Raw genomic sequence first — 17,598 nt, forward strand, 5'->3', positions numbered from 1 at the left:
GCAAGGTTACGGGACCGTAGGTTCTTGACCGCTGTTCAGCGGGGAAGAACACAATGTGACGGCGACCAGGAGCGCGAACAGCGCGACGGACTGGTGCTTGATGCCCTCGATGCCGTCGCCCAGGGCCGCCGTCCCGAACTGCGTCACCGAGACGGCGAACAGGAACGCGACCGCCACACCGAGGGCGTTCCGCCGCCACAACCAGGCCCTGACCAGCACGAACAGCCAGATCGGCACCAGCGCGAACAGCCCGAGCGGGGCGATCAGGCCGGTCAGCCACGACACCACCGGCACCCGGTACTCCTGCGCGTGCGGCGCGAAGCCGGCGCCGGAGTCGAAGCTGCCGAGGTAGTCCGGCCGCGCGGTGAGCTGGTCGGTCGCGGCGCGGTGGAGCACTTCGAGGGTCCGGCCGGGGTGGGTCGCGAAGTACGTCACGACGTTCCGGCGGCTGATCTGGTCGCGGTACTGCGGGTACCGCGGGTCCGTCGTCGCCGGGTGCGGGTGCCACCAGCCGTTGCCCGCGTACTGCGCGAACGTCGGTGGCAGCCCGAGCTCGGCGAGGTCAGCCTGGGTGTCGTGCTTCCCGTCGACGATGTTGAGGAAGATCGAGTTGAAGACGTTGATCTCGCGCGAGTCGTCGCCCGGGAACGCGGTGTACGTGCCGTCGGGGGCCCGCGCCGGCTCGACGCTCTGCTGCGCGTAGAGCGTGACAGCGCCGATCGCGCCGATGACCAGCGCCGCCGAGGCCCACCTTCGCGCCCCGCGCAGCCCACCGGGCCGGACCAGCAGGATCGCCACCGCCAGGAGCGGCAGGACGGTCAGCGTCTGGACCTTGGCGTTGACCACCAGGACGCCGCCCGCGAACGTCACGGCCATGCCCGCGTAGCTCCAGCGCCCCTCGCGCGCGGTCAAGAGCAGGCCGCCGACGGCCAGCAGCAGGCCGAGGAAGGCCGCGCCTTCGCCGAGGATCGCCGCGAAGTAGCCGAAGAACGCCGAGTCCGCCACGACCAGCAGGAGCCCGGCCGCCACGAACAGCCGCGTCCGGCGCGGGTGCGGCAGGCCGAGCACGATCGCGGCGATCGCCGCCGCGGCGATGACGCTGCTCAGCAGGCCCAGGATGACCAGGCTCAGCGTGCCGTGGAGACCGATCAGCCCGCCGATCCGGACGGCGAGGTCGGCGAGCCAGCTCTGCGTCAGCAGGTACGTCGGCCGGCACCGCGGCGCGCCCGGCGCGGGCGTGTAGGCGAGGTGGACGAACGGCTCGGGCAGGCCCTTCCAGGTGATCCCGGCGCCGCACAGCACCCGGCCGCCGTCGCCGTTGTTGGACATCGCGATCGGCCGCGGCACCAGGAACCGCACCACGAACAGCGCGAGCGACGCCCCGAACACCCCGATCCCGAGCCGCGCTTCGGCACCCAGCTGCCGGTCCGGGGCCTCGAGCTTCACGAAGGACAGGGTACGTAGCGGAAGTCCGGGCCCTTGTCGAGGTCGGCGACCAGGGCCTTCGCCTGTTCCGTCCGCGGGTAGACCGAGACCCAGTAGGGCGTGCCGACCCGGCGGAAGGTCGCGACCTGGTACTTCCCCGCGTACACCGGGTCGATGGCGCAGTGCTGGCGGTCGTCGTAGCCGCCGTCGGCGGGCAGGGCGACGGTCGGGCGGCGGCCGTTGACCACGTAGTCGTAGTCGGTCGCGACGCCGCCGTCGTGCCGTCCTTCGCGCGCGATGTGGTCGTCGGTGCGGCCGAGGACGTCGATGATCAGCAGCTGGTCGCCGTGGGTGGCGAGCGCGCCGGGCGCGGCCGCGCTGACCACCGAGCCGGGCGGCAGGTAGTCGCCGAGCCAGCCGCCGATTTCGGCGAGCTCGGTGCCGTGCGAGTGCCAGGCGCGGACGCGGTCGAGCATTTCCGGGCTGAACACCGACACGAGCACCGCGATGCCCGCCAGCGCACCGGCGGTCACCGGCACCAGCCGCGGCGTGACGGGCTTCGGCCGCGGCGACGGCTTCGCCACGGCTTCCGCGGTCAGCACGCCGTACGTGCCCGCGGCGGCGACCGCGAGCAGCGGCGGCAGCGGGGCCAGCAGCCGCCACGACGGGCCCGGATCACCGCCGATGAGCACCGCGGCCGCGGCCAGCCCGGCGGCCGTCGCGAACAGCAGCCAGATCAGGGCCCGGGCCTCGACGGTGGCGGCAACCGGCGCTTCGCCCGTGCGACGCAGCAGAAGCGCGACCGCGGCCACCAGCCCCAGCAGCAGGAAACCCTGGTGCGCCAGTGCGAACCCGGACAGGTACGGCCAGCCGGCGGCGAGGCGGTCACCGAAGGGCCCACCGAGCTTCGCGGCCAGCGGCGCGGGGAGGAAGTGCTGGTAGAACGTCGCGCGCCAGGCCAGCCGCGGGATCAGGAAGACCAGCGCGCCCAGCAGGTACCCCACCGGCGCCCACCAGCTGTGCTTCTCCTTGAGCGCGGCCCCGGCGAGCCACAGGCCGGCCAGCACCCCGACCACCAGGCCCTCCGGGCTGGTCATCACCGCGAAGGCGACGAGCACCCCGGCGACGACCGGGCGGCGCGCGGCGAGCGCGTAGCCGGTGGCGAGGACGAGCAGCACGAACAGCGGCACTTCGGAGCCCGACGCCCCGTACACGGCGAGGCCGCCGGCGCTCGCGGTGAGCACCGCCGCGGCCACGCCGATCGCGGGCCGCGGGGCGGCGCCGTCCGGGGTGGCGGCGACGACGATCCGGTTGGCCAGGAAGTACGCCAGGAGCACACAGCCGAGCGCGGCGAAGACCCCGAGCACGACGGCCGTGGTGCGGACGTCGGCACCGAACGCGGCGCGCGGCAGGGCGACCAGCACCAGCCACGAAAAGTTCGTGTACCCCTCGACGCGTTCGCCGGGGTTGAAGACCGGGCCGTTGCCGTCGGCGATGTTCTGCGCGTAGCGGAAGGTGACGAGCGCGTCTTCGGTGACGGTCGCGAACAGCAGCTGGTGCAGCAGGGACAGGCCGAGCGTCAGGGTGAGGACGAAGGCACGCCAGCCGCGGTCGGCGTCGAGGCGGTGCCAGGTGAGCACCACGATCGCGGCGACGACCAGCCACGCCACCACGACCGCGTAGACCACCCGGCCCCCTCACCTCGTCACCGCACCTGCCCCGGCCGGGCGGGTCCACGCCAGGTTATCGACCGGCGGCCGCGGGGCGTTTCCCGTGGCGTCCCTGGTCCCGGCCGAGGCGGATCGCATCGCCGGCGACAGTCAAGCAGGGTATTCCGCTCGTCGGCATAACCCGATCGAGTGTTGTCCACAGGTGTACATACCTTGTGGACAACTTGTGGACAGTGGGACGGCTCAGACGGAGGTGACCGCCGGGCGGGCCGAACGGGCCGCCACCGCCGCGATGCCGGCCGTCAGCAGGTCGGCCACCGTGAACATCACCCGGGAGGCCACCGCGAACGCCGTGGCCTGGCCGACCGTCAGGCCGCTGGCCGTCAGGACCGCGACCTGCGCCACCTCGCGGACCCCGACCCCGCTGGGCAGGATGAACGCGAACGTGCCCACCGTCATCGCCACGGCCATCGCGCCCACGCACAGCACGAAGCCGCCGAGGCCCGGCGTGCCGACCGAGTTGGCCAGCAGCCACAGGTGGACCCCCTGCAGGCACCACGCCGCCGTCGAGGCGCCGAACACCTTGCCGATCACCGCCCAGCCCAGCGGGTGCGCCAGCGGCGGGCGGCGGAGGATCCGCAGGACCAGCGAGGTGCCCCAGGTGAGGATCTTCGGGTGGAGCATCGCCAGGCCGAGCGGGATGAGCACGAACAGCCACAGCGCGCGCGGGCTGTTGCTGAACACCGCGGGCGCCGCCAGCAGGGACACCACCAGCGCCGACACCACGCCGACGCCGAGCTGGATCAGGGAGCCGGTGAAGATCCGGGCGCGGGCCAGGCCCGCCTTGCGGCCCAGCTCCATCTGCAGCAGGTACGCCCAGACCGAGCCCGGCACGTACTTGCCGAGCGAGCCGACCAGGCAGATCTGGGCGCCACGGGCGTAGCCGATCGGCTCGCCCAGGTCGTCGACCATCATCTGCCAGCCCCAGGTCGACACCAGGATCGCCGCGACCAGGGCGACCAGGCTGAGCAGCGACGACTCCCAGGCGACGTCACGCAGGGTGTGCCAGAACTCGCCCCAGTTGGCCGCCAGCTGTTTCGCCGCGAAGCCGAGGACCAGCAGGATCGCCACCCAGCGGACGACGTCGACAACCTTCGCCTTGACGGACTTCGGCTGCTTGCCCGCAGCCGGCAGGTCCTCCGGCGTCTCCACTGTCGTCATCGACGGCTCTCCTCAGGCCTGCACCGTGACCAGGCGGCTGAACTCGGAGAGCAGATCGTAACCGTCCCACACCGCCGAGAACGTCAGCGCGCTGCCGAAGGGCACGATCCGGTCGACGCCGCGGCCCGCGAGCTCGTGCGCGAACGCCGTCAGCTCCTCGGCCGTGAAGCCGAACTGGCCGACCGTCTGGTCCTTGCGGAGGACGATCGGCACCAGCTCGGACAGCGAGGCCACCCGCGCGTTCGCGAACGTGCCCGCGCCGAGCCACTCGCGCGGCAGCACCGCCGGGTCGGTCAGCTCGAGCGTCGCCAGGCCGTTGCCCTCGAACGCGATCTCCTTGACCAGCCCGTCGACCGCCGCGCCGTACGCCGAGACGCGCTTCTGGACCGCCATCGCGGGCTCGGTGACGTGCTGCTTCGTCGCCAGGACCGCCGCCAGCAGGGCGCGGAACTCGCTCCCCGCGGCGCGGGCGCCGGCTTCGTCGCCGACCCAGAACACCGCGCGCGGCGACGAGCAGGCGGCCTGGTCGAACCAGTACGAGTCGTTGTAGAAACCCTCGGCGGCCGCACGACGCTCCTCGGCGGACGCGCGCTGCCAGCCCGCCACCGACGCGACGGCGAACGACGAGCGGTCCGGGAACGTCAGGTCACGCGCGTGCGGGGCCAGCGGGTACTTCCGCAGGGCGGCGACCGAGCCGTCGCCGCCCCAGATGACGCGCAGGTCGGCGGCCAGCGACAGGGCGCCGCTCACCTCGTCGCTGCGGTCGTAGGTCACCATCCGCTGGGTCGCCCGGATGGCGTCCGCCACCGAAGCGTCCACTTCGGACAGTGCCGCGTTCAGCGCCTCCAGCACCGCCTCGGCGGCCCCGGCCGAGCGCGACGACACCCGCACGACGTTGTGGTTGCCCGCCAGCGCGGACAGCGCCCACGAGTAGACGAAGATCGTGTCGACGTTCGCCGGCGGCACGTGGAACACCAGCCCGCGCGGGAACCGCAGCGCGGTCCCCGAAGTGTCCATAGTGGACAGTGCCTTGGCGATTTCACCCTTGCGCAGGAAGAAGCCCAGCGACGCCAGCTCCGGGAACCGGCGCGCGGTGGCCGGGGCCAGCAGCTTGCGGGCGAACTTCGTGACGAACTCGACGATCCGCGGGTCGCCCACGCGCAACCGGCCGCCCGGCGGCTCGGCCCGCAGCTCGTCGACCAGCGCGCCGACCTCGATGGGAGCCGCTTCGGGGAACCGTTGGGTGAGGCTCATGCCGCCGCTCCCGAGAACGTGTCCGAGCACCCGCGGGCTTCGGCCTTGGGCAGCCGGCCGAGCACGGAGAAGTGCTTGCCCGGCCAGTCGCCGTCGTCGATGCCGTTGCAGACGCCGAGGTCTTCGGTGAGCAGCACGTGCCCCGGGTACGACGTCGGCAGCGTCGAGACGACCTCGATCACGCCCGGCTCCCCGACCGGCTGCTCTTCCCAGGTCTCCGGGTTGCGGATGACGACGTCGGCGAAGTCCGGGCAGTACAGCGAGTTCCCGGACGGCCCCTCGAGGAACACCGTGCCGATCTGCTCGATCATCCCGTAGTAGTTGTGGATCCGGGTGAGCCCGGTGTCCTCTTTGAACCGCCGCCGGAACTCGGTGTTGTCGACCGCGCGGTCGATCAGCTTCTTCCAGCCACCCGAGTGGATCAGGATCCCGTTCGACAGGTCGAGGTCGTTGTCCCGCGCGACCTCGTAGAGGTACAGCCAGACCATGAAGGTGAAGCCGAAGATCAGGAACGGCTTGTCGCCGTACTCGGCGAGGAACTTCTTGACCGCTTCGACGTCCGGCTTGTCGTTCTCGTCCAGCACGTACGTGTGCTTGCGGCCGAAGTTCGCCATGCCCAGCACACCAGCCCCCCGCGCGGAGAACGACCGGCGGTTCTTGATGATGCCGATCGTGTCGACCATCAGCATCGGCAGCCGCTCACCGCCGAGGACCTCCTGCAGCGTCGCGCCCAGCTGCTTGGTCTGCGCGCCCGCCGCCGCCTTGTCCAGGTGGATGCGGGACGCGCCGGCGCCGGTGGTGCCCGACGACGTCAGCGTCTTGAAGACCTCGCTGTCCGGCACCGACTTCAGGTCGTGCGTCTTGAACATCCGCACCGGCAGCCACGGCAGCTCCGCGATCGAGCCGAAGCGCGCGTCCGAAGCGATCCCCAGCGACGACAGGATCCGTTCGTAGCCCTCGGAATTGGCCCGGTGGTGGGCCGTCAGGTCGACGAGTTCGGGCAGCAGCAGGGCTTCCCGCTCGGCCTGCGACCGCGTGAACACGCTCATACCCGCCCCTCCAAGGTCCGGTAGTCGATCTTGCCGCTGGCCAGCAGCGGCACGGTGTCGATCGGGCGGACGTCGAACCCGCTGACGTGCAGGTGCAGCCGCTCGGACAGCGCCCGCGACGCGTCCTTGCAGATCTCCTTGTCCGCACCCTCGGCGAACAGCACGACCTTGTCGCCGCCGGCCACCGCCGCCACCACGTCGATCCCCACCGCCGCCGTGCGCACGGCCTGCTCGAGGTCGTCGAGGCTGACGCGGTTGCCGAAGACCTTGCCGATGCGCTTGAGCCTGCCGGTGATGAACAGGTACCCCTCTTCGTCGAGGTACCCGAGGTCACCGGTGGCCAGCACGCCACCGTGTTCGTCGCCCTTGGCCAGTCCGGACTCGTCGTCCGCATAGCCCATCATCACGTTGGGCCCACGGTAGACGACCTCACCGACGATTTTCGGGTGCGTGGTCTCCGAGCCGTCGTCCCGGCGCACCGAGAACTTCCCGCCCGGCAGCGCCGGCCCGGCGGAACCGAGCTTTTCGGCCAGCCGCTCGGCGGGCACCGTCGTCATCCGCGGCGACGCCTCGGTCTGGCCGTACATGACGTACATCCGGCCGCCGACGGCGAGCATCTTCTCGTTGAACTCGGCGATCAGCTCGTCGCGCAGCTTCCCGCCGGCCTGCGTCAGCGTCCGCAGCGTCGGGTACTTCGCGGGGTCGAACTTGAGCCGCCGCAGCATTTCGTAGTGGTACGGGACGCCCGCGAGGGACGTGACGCCGTAGGTGTTCACCGCGTCCCAGAAACCGCGGCCGAGCACGCCGGACGGCTCGATCACGACGGTCGCGTCCCGCACCAGGTGCGAGTTCAGCACCGACAGCCCGTAGCTGTAGTGCAGCGGCAGGCACGTCGGCGCGACCTCGTCGGCGTCGATGTGCAGCACCTGCGCGATGGCTTCGGCGTTCGACACGATCGCCTGGCGCGACAGCCGGACGAGCTTGGGGTTGCCGGTGGACCCGCTGGTCGGCAGCAGGACGGCGAGGTCGGGGTGCGGCACGACCCCGTCGGCCGACGAGCGGATCCAGTCGGCACCCTGCGTGGTGTACCCCTCGGGCGCGTCACCCGAAGCCGCCAGCACGGCTGCCGGGCGGAACCGCGAGACCAGCCCGGCCAGCACGTCGGCGTCCAGCGCCGGGTCGATCAGCGCGATCGCCCGGCCGGACTCGAACGCACCCAGGTACGTCAGCACGCTCGGCAGGTCGACCGACATCCGCGCGAACACGACGCCGGTGGGCAGCCCCGCCAGCTTCTCCATCGCCCGGCCGACCTCGGCCGACAGTTCCGCGCCCGCCAGCGTGCGGCCCCCGGCCACATCGACCAGCCGGGCTCCCGCACCCAACAGCGTCACAGCACCAAGCCTCCGTCGATCCCCAGCACCTGGCCGGTGATGAACGACGCTTCGTCGCTCACCAGGAACCGGATCGCGTTCGCCACTTCTTCCGGCCGGCCCAGGCGCCCCAGCGGCGTCTTGCCGGCGTTTTCCGCCTTCGCGTCTTCGCTCAGGCCCGCCGTGAGATCGGTCTCGATCACGCCGGGGGCGACCGCGTTGACGCGGATGCCGGACCGGCCGAGCTCCTTCGCCGCCGACTTCGCGATGTTCGCCACCGCCGCCTTCGAGGCCGCGTACACGGTTTGACCAGCGCTTCCGTACTCGCCGACGATCGAGGCGAGCACGACGATCGAGCCGGACTTCTTCCGCATCATCGCCCGGGCCGCGGCCTGGACGGTGTGCAGCGTGCCGGCGACGTTCGTGCTCAGTGTCGTGTCGACGAGGTCTTCCTTGATCATCCCGAGGAGCGCGTCCTCCATGATCCCGGCGTTCGCGACCACGACGTCGAGCTTGCCGTGCTCCTTGGCGACCCCCCTGACCAGCGAAGACACCGCTTTCGCGTCGGTGACGTCCAGCGCCAGCCCGGACGCACCCACGGAGGCGGCGGCCTCCTTGGCGCGAGCCTCGTCGCGGCCGGTGAGCACCACGGTCGCGCCCGCCTCGACGAGCGCGCGGGCGGTGGCCAGGCCGATCCCCCGCGTCCCGCCGGTGACGAGCGCGACCCGACCGGCCAGATCAGTCATTCTTCGACTGCAGCTCGGTCACCATGTCCACGGCGACCTTGAAGCTCGACATGTCGATGACCTGGTCGGTGTCGAACTCGACGTCGAACTCGTCCTCGATGGCCGCGACCAGCGCCATGTGGCCGACCGAGTCCCACGCCTCGATGTCGCGGTACTTCAGGTTCTCGACGTCCACACCGCCGTCGAGGTCCAGCGCCTCGACGAAGACCTCGCGGAGCTTGGGGGCGACATCCGACATGTTCACGACTCCTAGTGCTCTTCGCGCGGGCGGGCGTCCCACGCCTTTACCAAGGTAGAGAGGTCGCCGGGCAGCGTGACGTCCGGGAGACCCTCCTTGCCCTTCAGCCACGGCCCGAGCGCCTCGATCGTCTCCTCGTCGAGGCCGCGGCGAGACAGGCCGACGACGTTGATCCCGGTGACGCGGGCCGGGTTGCCGACCGCGATGGTGAACGCGCCGATCTCGCGCCGCACCGCCGAGCCCATCCCGACCATCGCGCCGGGGCCGATCACGACCTTCTGGTGCAGGATCGCGCCCATGCCGAGGTTCGCGCCGTCCCAGATGTGGCAGTGGCCACCGGTGACGGCGTTGGAGGCGATCGTGACGCCGTCGCCGACCAGGCAGTCGTGCGCGATGTGGGAGCCGCGGAGGTAGTAGCCGTCGCTGCCGACGGTCGTTGTCCGCCAGGTTCCTTGGTGAACGCTCACGTACTCGCGGATCCGGTTGCGGCTGCCGATCACGACGCCGTGTCCGTCGTGATCGGGGTCACCGGTCGGCGCGTCTTCCCAGGAGGCGGGATGGGGACGGTTGCGGTCCTCGCCCGGCGTGCCGATCGTCACGTGCGGGCCGATCCAGTTGCCGTCGCCGATCCGGGCCGGCCCGGTGATCACCGCGAACGGGCCGATGACGTTGCCCTCGCCGAGTTCGACGCCTTCGCCGATGACGGCGCTCGGGTGGATGCGGTTGGCCACGGGCGGGTGTCCGTTCGTCGGCGGCTGGGTACTGGGCGCGCGGCCGCGCCCGGTAACGTGTGGCCCGCGTTGCTGCAGGGGAGCCGGGCGCAGAACCGGCGGCTCACTGTACCGGACGCACCGAAATCGCCTGCCGAGAGAGACAGCCCATGATCCCCATCACCGTGGTCGACGTCCGCGACGCGGAGGACCTCGTCGTCGAGGTGCTGCGTTCCGGCGCCATCGCACAGGGACCGATGGTCAAGCGCTTCGAAGACGCCTTCGCGGCGGTCTCCGGGACCAAGCACGCGATCGCGGTCAACAACGGGACCACCGCGCTCGTCGCGGCCCTCCAGGTGCTGGACCTGCGGCCGGGCGACGAGGTCGTCACCTCGCCGTTCACCTTCGTGGCGACGCTGAACGCGATCCTCGAGGCCGGCGCGACCGTCCGGTTCGCCGACATCCGGCGCGACGACTTCGCGATCGACCCCGACGCCGTCGCGGCCGCGGTGACCGAGCGCACCAAGGTGCTCATGCCGGTGCACCTCTACGGCCAGACCGCGGACATGGGCAAGCTCACGCCGCTGGCCGCCGAACACGGCCTGCAGGTGATCGAGGACTCGGCGCAGGCCGTCGGCGCGTCGTTCGAGGGCAAGCCGGCCGGTTCGTTCGGCATCGGCTGCTTCTCGCTCTACGCGACGAAGAACATCACCACGGCCGAGGGCGGCGTCATCACCACGGACGACGACGTGCTGGCCGACCGGCTGCGCGTGCTGCGCAACCAGGGCATGCGTGCCCGCTACCAGTACGAGGTCGCCGGCCACAACTACCGGATGACCGACCTGCACGCCGCCGTCGGCATCCCGCAGCTGGCGAAGCTCGACCAGCTGACCGCGGCCCGCCAGGCGAACGCGAAGCGCCTGTGCGAGGGCCTCGCGGGCACGCCCGGCCTCGACGTCCCGCAGGTGCTGCCGGGCCGCGAGCACGTGTGGCACCAGTACACCGTGCTGGTCGGGCCGCACGCGATGCTCTCGCGCGACGAGCTCGCCGCCGCGCTGACCGAGCGCGGCATCGGCAACGGCATCTACTACCCGAAGATCGTCTTCGACTACGACTGCTACGCGGGTCACGACCTGATCCCGGGCGCGCGCGTCGAGGACTTCCCGGTGGCGCGCGCCGTTTCGGAGCAGGCGCTGTCGCTGCCGGTGCACCCGCACCTGTCCGAGTCCGACCTGGACACCATCATCGAGACCGTTCGCGAGGTACTGGGCGCATGACGCATCGGATCGCTCTTGTCGGTACCGGGAACATGGGTTCCCTCCACGCCCGCGTGCTCGCCGGCAACGAGCGCGTCGACCTGGTCCGCGTGATCGATCCGCGTGAGGAAGCCGGCAAGGCGGTCGCCGACCGGTACGAAACCCGGTGGACGCCGGAAATCGGCTCACTGTCCGATGTGGACGCCGTGGTGCTGGCCTCGGCCACCGAGGCGCACTACGACCTGGCGCAGGAGATCCTCGGCCAGGACAAGCCGATGCTGGTGGAAAAGCCGGTGTGCAACAGCTTCGAGCTGTCGCAGGAGATCGTCTCGCTGTCGGCGAAGAAGGACGTCCCGCTGATGTGCGGGCTGCTGGAGCGCTACAACCCGGCGGTGATGACCGCGCGGGCGCTGGTGCAGGAGCCGGTGCACCTGATGGCCCGCCGCCACGGCCCGTACGCGCCGCGCATCAAGACCGGTGTGGCGTGGGACCTGCTGGTGCACGACGTCGACCTGGCGATCCAGTTCTTCGGCGGCGCGACGCCGTCGCGGGTGACCTCCGGCGCGGGCTACTTCCACCCGTCGTCGGTCGAGGGCGCCGAGGACACCATCGAGACGGTGCTGTCGTTCCCGACCGGGCTGGCCACGGTGTCGGCCTCGCGGCTGGGGCAGAAGAAGGTCCGGTCGCTGGTGGTCTCCGAGCTCGACCGGCTGATCGAGATCGACCTGCTGCGCCGCGACGTCACGATCTACCGCCACGTCTCGCACGACTCCGTCACCCCGGACGGCCTCGGCTACCGGCAGCAGACGGTCATCGAGATCCCGGAGCTCGTCACGGCCCGCGAGCCGCTGGCCACCCAGCTCGACCGGTTCTGCGACCTGCTCGAAGGCAAGATCGACGCCGACACCGAGCGCGACCTGATCCTGCCGTCGCACCACGTCGTCGAGCAGGTGCTCACGCAGGCCGCGGCCTAGCTCACCGGCGCCGGGAACGCGGCCGGGCTCTTCTTCGAGCCGGGGCCCACCGCGCGGACGCCGAAGAAGACGTTGTCCTTGGACAGGTCGATCTTCGCCGTCAGCGCCGGGCCGACGTCGACGGCGTGCGTCCAGTCCGGGGCCGTCGTTTCGCGCCAGACGACCTCGTAGCTCGTCGCGCCCGGCGTGGCGGTCCAGAGCAGTTCCGAGTCGTTCGTCAGCGCCGCCGTGCGGATCTTCACGCCCTTCGGCGTGCCCGGCGCGGTGGCGAGCGACCACAGCGCGGCGCCGTTCACCCGCGCCACCCGGGCGATGAACGGGAAGTCGCAGAACTCCGGCAGATCGCCGTACTGGACACCGTTTTCGACGCGGACGTCCTGGTGCTGGTGGGCGAAGTCCTCGTTCGGCTCGGTGAACCGCGCCGCCGGGTAGCCCTGCTCCAGGAAGCCGATGTGGTCGCCGCCGCGCAGGTAGCGGTCGCGGCGGTAGACCACGCGGACGGTCATGCCGGTCGCGTCGTTCTCCGCGACCGACTTCACGAACCGGGCCAGCTGCCGCGGCGGGGAGTCGTTCTCGCCGCCGATGCTGCGGCGCAGGTTCGCCTCGGCCGGGGTTTCCGCCGTCGGGACGCCCTCGGCGAAGAGGCGGATCGTGAACGGGTCACGCGTGCCGTCGTCGGCGCGGCTCGAGCCGACGATGTCGTCGGTGAACATCGCCTGGACGTCGGTGCCGGCGGCCTTGAACTGCTGCGCCATGAACCGCGAGCCGTACAGGCCCTGCTCCTCGCCGGCGACGGCGGCGAAGACGATCGTCGCGGCCGGCTGCCGCGTCGAGAGCACGCGGGCCAGCTCGAGGGCGACCGCGACGCCCGAAGCGTCGTCGTCGGCGCCCGGCGCGTCCCCGGTGAAGTCCATGACGTCGGAGCGGCGCGAGTCGTAGTGCCCCGAAACGACGTAGACACGGCCCGGATCGGTGGCCCCGCGCAGGGTCGCGACGACGTTGGTGATCGTCGTCGGCACCGGGATCCGGTCGGCGGGCGGCTGGACGTAGGACTGCAGCTCGACGCCCAGCCGTCCCCCGGAAGCCGCCGCGATCTCCTGGAACTGCGCGAACAGCCAGTCGCGTGCGGCGCCGATGCCGCGCGCGGGGTCGTCCTGCGCGGAGAGGGTGTGCCGGGTGCCGAACGCGGCCAGCCGCCGCACGGTCGCTTCGATCCGCCGTTCGTCGACCTGGCGGAGCAGGGCCCGCAGCTCCGCGTCGGGACGCTGGGGGCGGACCGGGCCGCCGGGACCGCGGTCACCGAGCTCGGCGGCCCCGGCCGGGACGGCGGCCGTCATCCCGAGCGCGGCCGTTGCGGTGAGGAACGCTCGTCGAGAGGTCACGATTCACGTCTTACGCCCGCACCGGGTGGGCGGGTACCGCCTACTTGGTGAGCCGCTTGCCGTCGGCGTCGTAGGCGTTCAAGGGGGTCAGGACGGCGGAGTTCGGGACCTCGTCGGGGTTGAACCAGAAGAACACCACGCCCGGGTCCGCCGACCACCTGGCCAGTTTCGCCTCGACGGTCCGGCCGCGCACCGTGGTCGTGACCTTCTCCGCCGGCCCGGCGAAGTAGCCGAAGACCGGGATGACCTGGTTGCCGATCAGTTCGCCGCCGTCGGTGGCGTGGAAGCCGAACGAGCGGTCGGAGCCGCGGAACTCGTTCGTCGCCAGCACCGACCGCAGCGACGTCCCGGACCGGAAGCCCGCCACCAGGCCGAAGCGGATGCCCGGCAGGTCGGGTGCGTCGACGGCCCGCGCGTACAGGACGATCTCGCCGTCCGGGGTGCGGATGCCGGTGCCGACGACGTCGCCGACCGGCTGCTCCGCGGACGGGCTCGGCGACACCGGTGCCGGTGCTTGTGCCGACGACGTGGTCGTGGCCGGGGCCGGTGGCTGCGCGACCGGCGCGGGCGCGGGCTGCCGCAGCTGGATGGCGAACACCACGACGAGCACGACGACGGCCGCGGCGGCCACCCCGGCGGTGCCCGTGAGCAGCCTGCGGCGACGCCGGATGCGCCGCCCGCCTGCCATGATCGCGCCCAGGTCGGGTTCGGCGAAGGGCTCCTCGGGCGGCTGCCGGAGAGCGGCGCGGAAGTCGTCGAGCTCGTTCACCGCCCGCCCCTCCCGATCAGCGTGTCCTCCGGGTCCGCCTCGACCCGCAGCTTGGCCAGCGCCCGCGAGTTCGTGCTCTTCACGGTACCCAGGGAAACGCCGAGCTCACGGGCCACCTCGGCTTCCGGCAGGTCGAAGAAGTGCCGCAGCACGACGACGGCTCGTTCGCGGTCGGTCAGCGTCTTGAGCACCGCGGTGAGCCACGCGCGCTGGGTGACGACCCGGTCGACGTCGAGGCGGTCCTGCTGCTCGGGCGGGGTCTCGGCGGCGTACTCGCGGATCGGGCGCCGCCAGCCGTCGATGACGTGGTTCACCAGGACGGTGCGGGCGTAGCCGTAGGCGTCCTTGTGCCGCACCCGCGACCAGGCGGCGTAGGTGCGGGTGAAGGCGGTCTGGGCGGCGTCTTCCGCCTGGTGGCGGTCACCGGTGAGCAGGAACGCGGCGTGCGTGAGCCGGGCCGAGGACGCGCGGACGAACTCCGCGAACTCGTCGTCGCCGCGCGCCATGGATCACCTCGTTCCGTCCTTCCCAGCGACGGCCGGAGCGCCGGAAGGTTGCCTCTCGATCTTTCCGAGGTTACCCGGCGATTCAGAAACGTTGTGTAACCGATATCTCACGCTCGGCCACGGAGTACTAGATTGGCCACCGTGCGGGCCGTGCGGTTCCGTGCGAAGGACTTCACCGCCGGGAGGATCGGGCGGTTTCACGACGGCGGCGCCGGTGTCCGGCGCCGCCGTCATCCATGTCAAACGCGGAACTACTCCGAGAAGTCTCCCGACGGCGCGCCCCAGCCGGATGCGTCTCCACCGCGTTCCTGCGCGATCTCCCGCCGCCGGGCGTTCTCCGCGCGTACCCGGTCCACTTCGGACTGGATGTACTCCTCGTCGTACCGCTGGAACACCCGCGCCGGATTGCCGGCCACCAGCGTCCTCGGCGGGACGTCCTTGGCCACCACCGAATTCGGCTGGACCGTCGCGAAGTCGCCGATCGTCACGCCCGCCATGATCACCACCAGGCCGCCGATGAAGCAGCCCTTGCCGATCTTCACCGGCTTGCGCTCGATCAGGTCGCTGCCCGAGTGGTTCTGCAGCGTCATGTTCGCCAGCCAGCTCGAGTGCGTGAAGATCAGCGTGTTCAGCCCGATGCTCGTGTGCTCGCCGATCTCCAGGCCGCCGCTCGCGTCGAGCGCCGCGCCCTCGCCGATCCAGCAGTGGTCGCCCATCTTGAGGTTCTCGGGGCTGATGATCTTCACGCGCTCGCGCACGCGGCACGTCGGCGGCAGGCCGTAGAACGCCGCCCGCTCGGCGTCGTTCATGTACTGCGAGACCAGCTCGGTCAGGATCTGCGGGCGCAGCCGGTGGCTGCGCTCGTCATCGAAGAACATCGGCTTCCGACACCAGCTTCTCGAACGTGCGGAGGTGTTCCTCGGCGACGACGTCGAGGCCGAAGTTCGACCGCACCAGCTCGCTCTCCCGCTGCGCGATCAGCGCCCGGCGCTCCGGGTCGTCGAGCAGCTCGATCACCGTGCGGGCCACCGCTTCCGAGTCGTCCGGGCGCACCAGGAGCACGTTTTCGCCGTTGCGCAGCTCGATGCCCGGGTAGTTGTCCTCGGTCACCGACGCGATCGTCGCCGTCCCGGAGAGCATCGCCTCCAGGGACGCCGTGCCGCAGCCGCCGTTGAGGTCGTGCGTGACGATGTCCGCCGCCGCGAAGTACGCCGGGACGTCCTCCTTCGGCACCGCGCCCGTGACCACCAGCGCGTCCGAAACCCCCAGCTCGGCGGCCCGCTTCAGGAACGCGTCGTGGTACACGCGGCCGACGACGGCCACCCGGACGCCGGGGTGCTTGTCCAAAATGGACGGCAGGGCCTCGATCAGCGGCAGCCGGTTGCGCAGCGGGATGACGTGGCCGAGTGACACGATCAGCGGCGCGTCCCCGATCCCGTGCTCCGCGCGGACGTCCTTCGTCACCGGCTTCGCGAAGTGCCCGGTGTCGACGGCGATCGGGAAGTACTCCGAGTTCGCGTCGCTCGTGCCGTACCGCTCGACGCAGTAGTCGACGCCGAGCTTGTCGAGGATGACGTACTTGGGCTTCAGGTACGCCAGGATCGGCCGCACCAGCACCGCATCGAGCAGCCGGAACACGCCGCCGTACAGCTTGTTGTCGCTGATCAGCAGCGTGTGGATGGTCAGCAGCGTCGGGACGTCGTGCCGACGCGCCCAGATCCCGGCCAGCCACGACAGGTCGAAGAACTGGCCGTGCAGGTGGATCGCGTCCGGCTTGAACTCGTCCAGCAGCTTCCACAGCCGCCGCCAGTTGCCCGGCCGCAGCGACGCGAAGGTCATGTCGAAGTCGATCGACAGGCCGATCTGCGGCATCTTCACCGCCGGGAGCCGCACGACGCGGTAGCCGTCGCGCTCCTCTTCGGCCGGGGCGTCGGCGTACGCGGCCGTGATCGCGAGGACTTCGTGCCCGGCCGCGGCGAACTCCGCCGCCAGTGACGCCGCCATGTGCGCGCTGCCGCCCACCCGGGGCGGGAAGAAGTTGTTCACCACCGCGATGCGCATCGCACGTCCTTGGGCGGGCCCGGCGGTGGTGCTCACTCCGTTTCCTTGACCAGTTCCCGCATCCCGTCTTCGACGGTGATCCGCGGCTCCCAGCCCAGCACGTCCCGCGCCCGGCTGATGTCGGCGGCGCGCCGCGAGACCAGCACGTCACGCTCGTTGAACAGCGGCTCGACGTCGACGCCGACGGCCTCGATGAGGATCTTGGCCAGCGCCGCGATCGACGTGTCGATGCCGGTGCCGATGTTGATCGGCACGTTGGCCTTCTCCGACTCCAGCGCCGCCACGACGGCCCGCGCGAGGTCGGTGACGTGCACGAAGTCCATCGACTGGTCGCCGCGGCCGTCGATGATCGGCGGCTGGCCGGCGCGCAGGCGCTGGATGAAGTGGTTGATCACCGACGTGTAGTAGGCCTCGATCTTCTGGCCGGGGCCGTACACGTTGAAGAACCGCAGCGCGTTCCAGGACAGGCCCTTGTTCCGCTCGTAGAAGGCGAGCAGGTCCTCGCCCGCGCGCTTCGAGATGCAGTACGGCGTGAGCGGCTTGAGCTCGTCGTCCTCGTGCATCGGCAGCCGCTTCGGGTCGCCGTAGACCGACGCGGTCGAGGCGAACACCAGCCGCTCGACCCCCTCGTCCGCGGCCGCGGCGAAGACGTTGTGGTTGCCGATCATGTTGATGTCGATCGACTCGTGCGGGTCGGCGATCGACTTGTTGATCGACACCGTCGCGAAGTGGATGACGTGCGTGCAGCCGCGCATCGCCTCGCGCACCGCGCCGCCGTACCGGACGTCCTTCTCGACCAGCTCGACCTTGCCGGTGGCGACGAACTCGTCGACCCGGGCGCGGTCGCCACGGGTCATGTTGTCGAAGATCCGGACCGTGTAGCCGCCTTCGATCAGCAGCGGGATCACGTGCGCGGCGATGAACCCGCCACCCCCGGTGAAGAGCACCTTCTTGTCGGACACCAATT

17 protein-coding genes are annotated in these 17,598 nt (G+C 71.1%); 2 read left to right on the forward strand and 15 right to left on the reverse strand.

Annotated elements, in window-relative coordinates; all coding sequences use genetic code 11:
* Positions 1-6: 6 nt before the first annotated feature.
* The 9 genes from wsfD to ACWEGE_RS26185 form a co-directional block, all read right to left on the reverse strand.
* Positions 7-1,446 carry a glycan biosynthesis hexose transferase WsfD gene (gene wsfD, locus ACWEGE_RS26145; protein ID WP_449663073.1) on the reverse strand — a complete coding sequence of 480 codons (1,440 nt, stop codon included), beginning with the start codon at positions 1,444-1,446 and terminating at the stop codon, positions 7-9.
* The gene (locus ACWEGE_RS26150) at positions 1,443-3,113 is read right to left on the reverse strand and encodes a hypothetical protein (RefSeq protein WP_449663074.1); all 1,671 of its coding nucleotides are present in this window, start codon (positions 3,111-3,113) and stop codon (positions 1,443-1,445) included. Before ACWEGE_RS26150 ends, wsfD begins: the two co-directional genes overlap by 4 nt.
* Positions 3,114-3,338: 225 nt before the next feature.
* Positions 3,339-4,316 carry a lysylphosphatidylglycerol synthase transmembrane domain-containing protein gene (locus tag ACWEGE_RS26155; RefSeq protein WP_449663075.1) on the reverse strand — a complete coding sequence of 326 codons (978 nt, stop codon included), beginning with the start codon at positions 4,314-4,316 and terminating at the stop codon, positions 3,339-3,341.
* Positions 4,317-4,328: 12 nt separating this feature from the next.
* Entirely contained in the window at positions 4,329-5,570 is a 1,242-nt protein-coding gene (locus ACWEGE_RS26160) for an acyl-CoA reductase (RefSeq protein ID WP_449663076.1), read from the reverse strand.
* Complete coding sequence (locus ACWEGE_RS26165) at positions 5,567-6,619, reverse strand: LuxE/PaaK family acyltransferase (protein ID WP_449663077.1); 1,053 nt, start codon at positions 6,617-6,619, stop codon at positions 5,567-5,569. The genes ACWEGE_RS26160 and ACWEGE_RS26165 overlap by 4 nt, the downstream gene beginning before the upstream one ends.
* A complete protein-coding gene (locus tag ACWEGE_RS26170; protein ID WP_449663078.1) occupies positions 6,616-8,010 on the reverse strand; it encodes an AMP-binding protein in 1,395 nt (464 codons plus the stop codon). Before ACWEGE_RS26170 ends, ACWEGE_RS26165 begins: the two co-directional genes overlap by 4 nt.
* A complete protein-coding gene (locus ACWEGE_RS26175; protein WP_449663079.1) occupies positions 8,007-8,735 on the reverse strand; it encodes an SDR family NAD(P)-dependent oxidoreductase in 729 nt (242 codons plus the stop codon). The genes ACWEGE_RS26170 and ACWEGE_RS26175 overlap by 4 nt, the downstream gene beginning before the upstream one ends.
* Positions 8,728-8,973: an acyl carrier protein gene (locus ACWEGE_RS26180; protein ID WP_449663080.1), complete on the reverse strand. Its 246-nt coding sequence runs from the start codon at positions 8,971-8,973 to the stop codon at positions 8,728-8,730. The genes ACWEGE_RS26175 and ACWEGE_RS26180 overlap by 8 nt, the downstream gene beginning before the upstream one ends.
* An 11-nt stretch (positions 8,974-8,984) precedes the next feature.
* Positions 8,985-9,704: a UDP-N-acetylglucosamine acyltransferase gene (locus ACWEGE_RS26185; RefSeq protein ID WP_449663081.1), complete on the reverse strand. Its 720-nt coding sequence runs from the start codon at positions 9,702-9,704 to the stop codon at positions 8,985-8,987.
* A 149-nt stretch (positions 9,705-9,853) separates the two neighbouring features.
* On the opposite strand from ACWEGE_RS26185, the gene ACWEGE_RS26190 reads away from it, so the two are divergent.
* Together ACWEGE_RS26190 and ACWEGE_RS26195 are read left to right on the forward strand one after the other, a co-directional pair.
* A complete protein-coding gene (locus tag ACWEGE_RS26190) occupies positions 9,854-10,960 on the forward strand; it encodes a DegT/DnrJ/EryC1/StrS family aminotransferase (protein WP_449663082.1) in 1,107 nt (368 codons plus the stop codon).
* Complete coding sequence (locus tag ACWEGE_RS26195; protein WP_449663083.1) at positions 10,957-11,913, forward strand: Gfo/Idh/MocA family protein; 957 nt, start codon at positions 10,957-10,959, stop codon at positions 11,911-11,913. Before ACWEGE_RS26190 ends, ACWEGE_RS26195 begins: the two co-directional genes overlap by 4 nt.
* Here ACWEGE_RS26195 and ACWEGE_RS26200 read toward each other — a convergent pair.
* The 6 genes from ACWEGE_RS26200 to ACWEGE_RS26225 all read right to left on the reverse strand — a co-directional run bounded on the left by ACWEGE_RS26200 (position 11,910) and on the right by ACWEGE_RS26225 (position 17,593).
* On the reverse strand, positions 11,910-13,250 hold the full coding sequence (locus ACWEGE_RS26200; RefSeq protein ID WP_449663107.1) for a M20/M25/M40 family metallo-hydrolase: 1,341 nt from the start codon (positions 13,248-13,250) through the stop codon (positions 11,910-11,912). The genes ACWEGE_RS26195 and ACWEGE_RS26200 overlap by 4 nt on opposite strands.
* An 85-nt stretch (positions 13,251-13,335) precedes the next feature.
* Positions 13,336-14,064 carry a hypothetical protein gene (locus ACWEGE_RS26205; protein ID WP_449663084.1) on the reverse strand — a complete coding sequence of 243 codons (729 nt, stop codon included), beginning with the start codon at positions 14,062-14,064 and terminating at the stop codon, positions 13,336-13,338.
* A complete protein-coding gene (locus ACWEGE_RS26210; RefSeq protein WP_449663085.1) occupies positions 14,061-14,570 on the reverse strand; it encodes a SigE family RNA polymerase sigma factor in 510 nt (169 codons plus the stop codon). The genes ACWEGE_RS26205 and ACWEGE_RS26210 overlap by 4 nt, the downstream gene beginning before the upstream one ends.
* Positions 14,571-14,821: 251 nt before the next feature.
* A complete protein-coding gene (locus ACWEGE_RS26215) occupies positions 14,822-15,448 on the reverse strand; it encodes an acyltransferase (protein ID WP_449663086.1) in 627 nt (208 codons plus the stop codon).
* Positions 15,435-16,631 (reverse strand): glycosyltransferase family 4 protein, encoded by a 1,197-nt coding sequence (locus ACWEGE_RS26220; RefSeq protein WP_449663108.1) that lies wholly within the window; start codon positions 16,629-16,631, stop codon positions 15,435-15,437. The genes ACWEGE_RS26215 and ACWEGE_RS26220 overlap by 14 nt, the downstream gene beginning before the upstream one ends.
* A gap of 32 nt (positions 16,632-16,663) precedes the next feature.
* The gene (locus ACWEGE_RS26225) at positions 16,664-17,593 is read right to left on the reverse strand and encodes an NAD-dependent epimerase/dehydratase family protein (RefSeq protein ID WP_449663087.1); all 930 of its coding nucleotides are present in this window, start codon (positions 17,591-17,593) and stop codon (positions 16,664-16,666) included.
* Between the last annotated feature and the right edge of the window lie 5 nt (positions 17,594-17,598).

The organism is Amycolatopsis sp. NPDC004747 (assembly GCF_053601335.1).

Excerpts from the sequence above, each read along its gene's own strand:
- ACWEGE_RS26155 (WP_449663075.1), bottom strand. The coding sequence starts at position 4,316 with ATGACGACAGTGGAGACGCCGGAGGACCTGCCGGCTGCGGGCAAGCAG.
- ACWEGE_RS26160 (WP_449663076.1), bottom strand. The coding sequence starts at position 5,570 with ATGAGCCTCACCCAACGGTTCCCCGAAGCGGCTCCCATCGAGGTCGGC.
- ACWEGE_RS26165 (WP_449663077.1), bottom strand. The coding sequence starts at position 6,619 with ATGAGCGTGTTCACGCGGTCGCAGGCCGAGCGGGAAGCCCTGCTGCTG.
- ACWEGE_RS26175 (WP_449663079.1), bottom strand. The coding sequence starts at position 8,735 with ATGACTGATCTGGCCGGTCGGGTCGCGCTCGTCACCGGCGGGACGCGG.
- ACWEGE_RS26180 (WP_449663080.1), bottom strand. The coding sequence starts at position 8,973 with ATGTCGGATGTCGCCCCCAAGCTCCGCGAGGTCTTCGTCGAGGCGCTG.
- ACWEGE_RS26190 (WP_449663082.1), top strand. The coding sequence starts at position 9,854 with ATGATCCCCATCACCGTGGTCGACGTCCGCGACGCGGAGGACCTCGTC.
- ACWEGE_RS26195 (WP_449663083.1), top strand. The coding sequence starts at position 10,957 with ATGACGCATCGGATCGCTCTTGTCGGTACCGGGAACATGGGTTCCCTC.
- ACWEGE_RS26200 (WP_449663107.1), bottom strand. The coding sequence starts at position 13,250 with ATGACGGCCGCCGTCCCGGCCGGGGCCGCCGAGCTCGGTGACCGCGGT.
- ACWEGE_RS26210 (WP_449663085.1), bottom strand. The coding sequence starts at position 14,570 with ATGGCGCGCGGCGACGACGAGTTCGCGGAGTTCGTCCGCGCGTCCTCG.
- ACWEGE_RS26215 (WP_449663086.1), bottom strand. The coding sequence starts at position 15,448 with ATGTTCTTCGATGACGAGCGCAGCCACCGGCTGCGCCCGCAGATCCTG.
- ACWEGE_RS26220 (WP_449663108.1), bottom strand. The coding sequence starts at position 16,631 with ATGCGCATCGCGGTGGTGAACAACTTCTTCCCGCCCCGGGTGGGCGGC.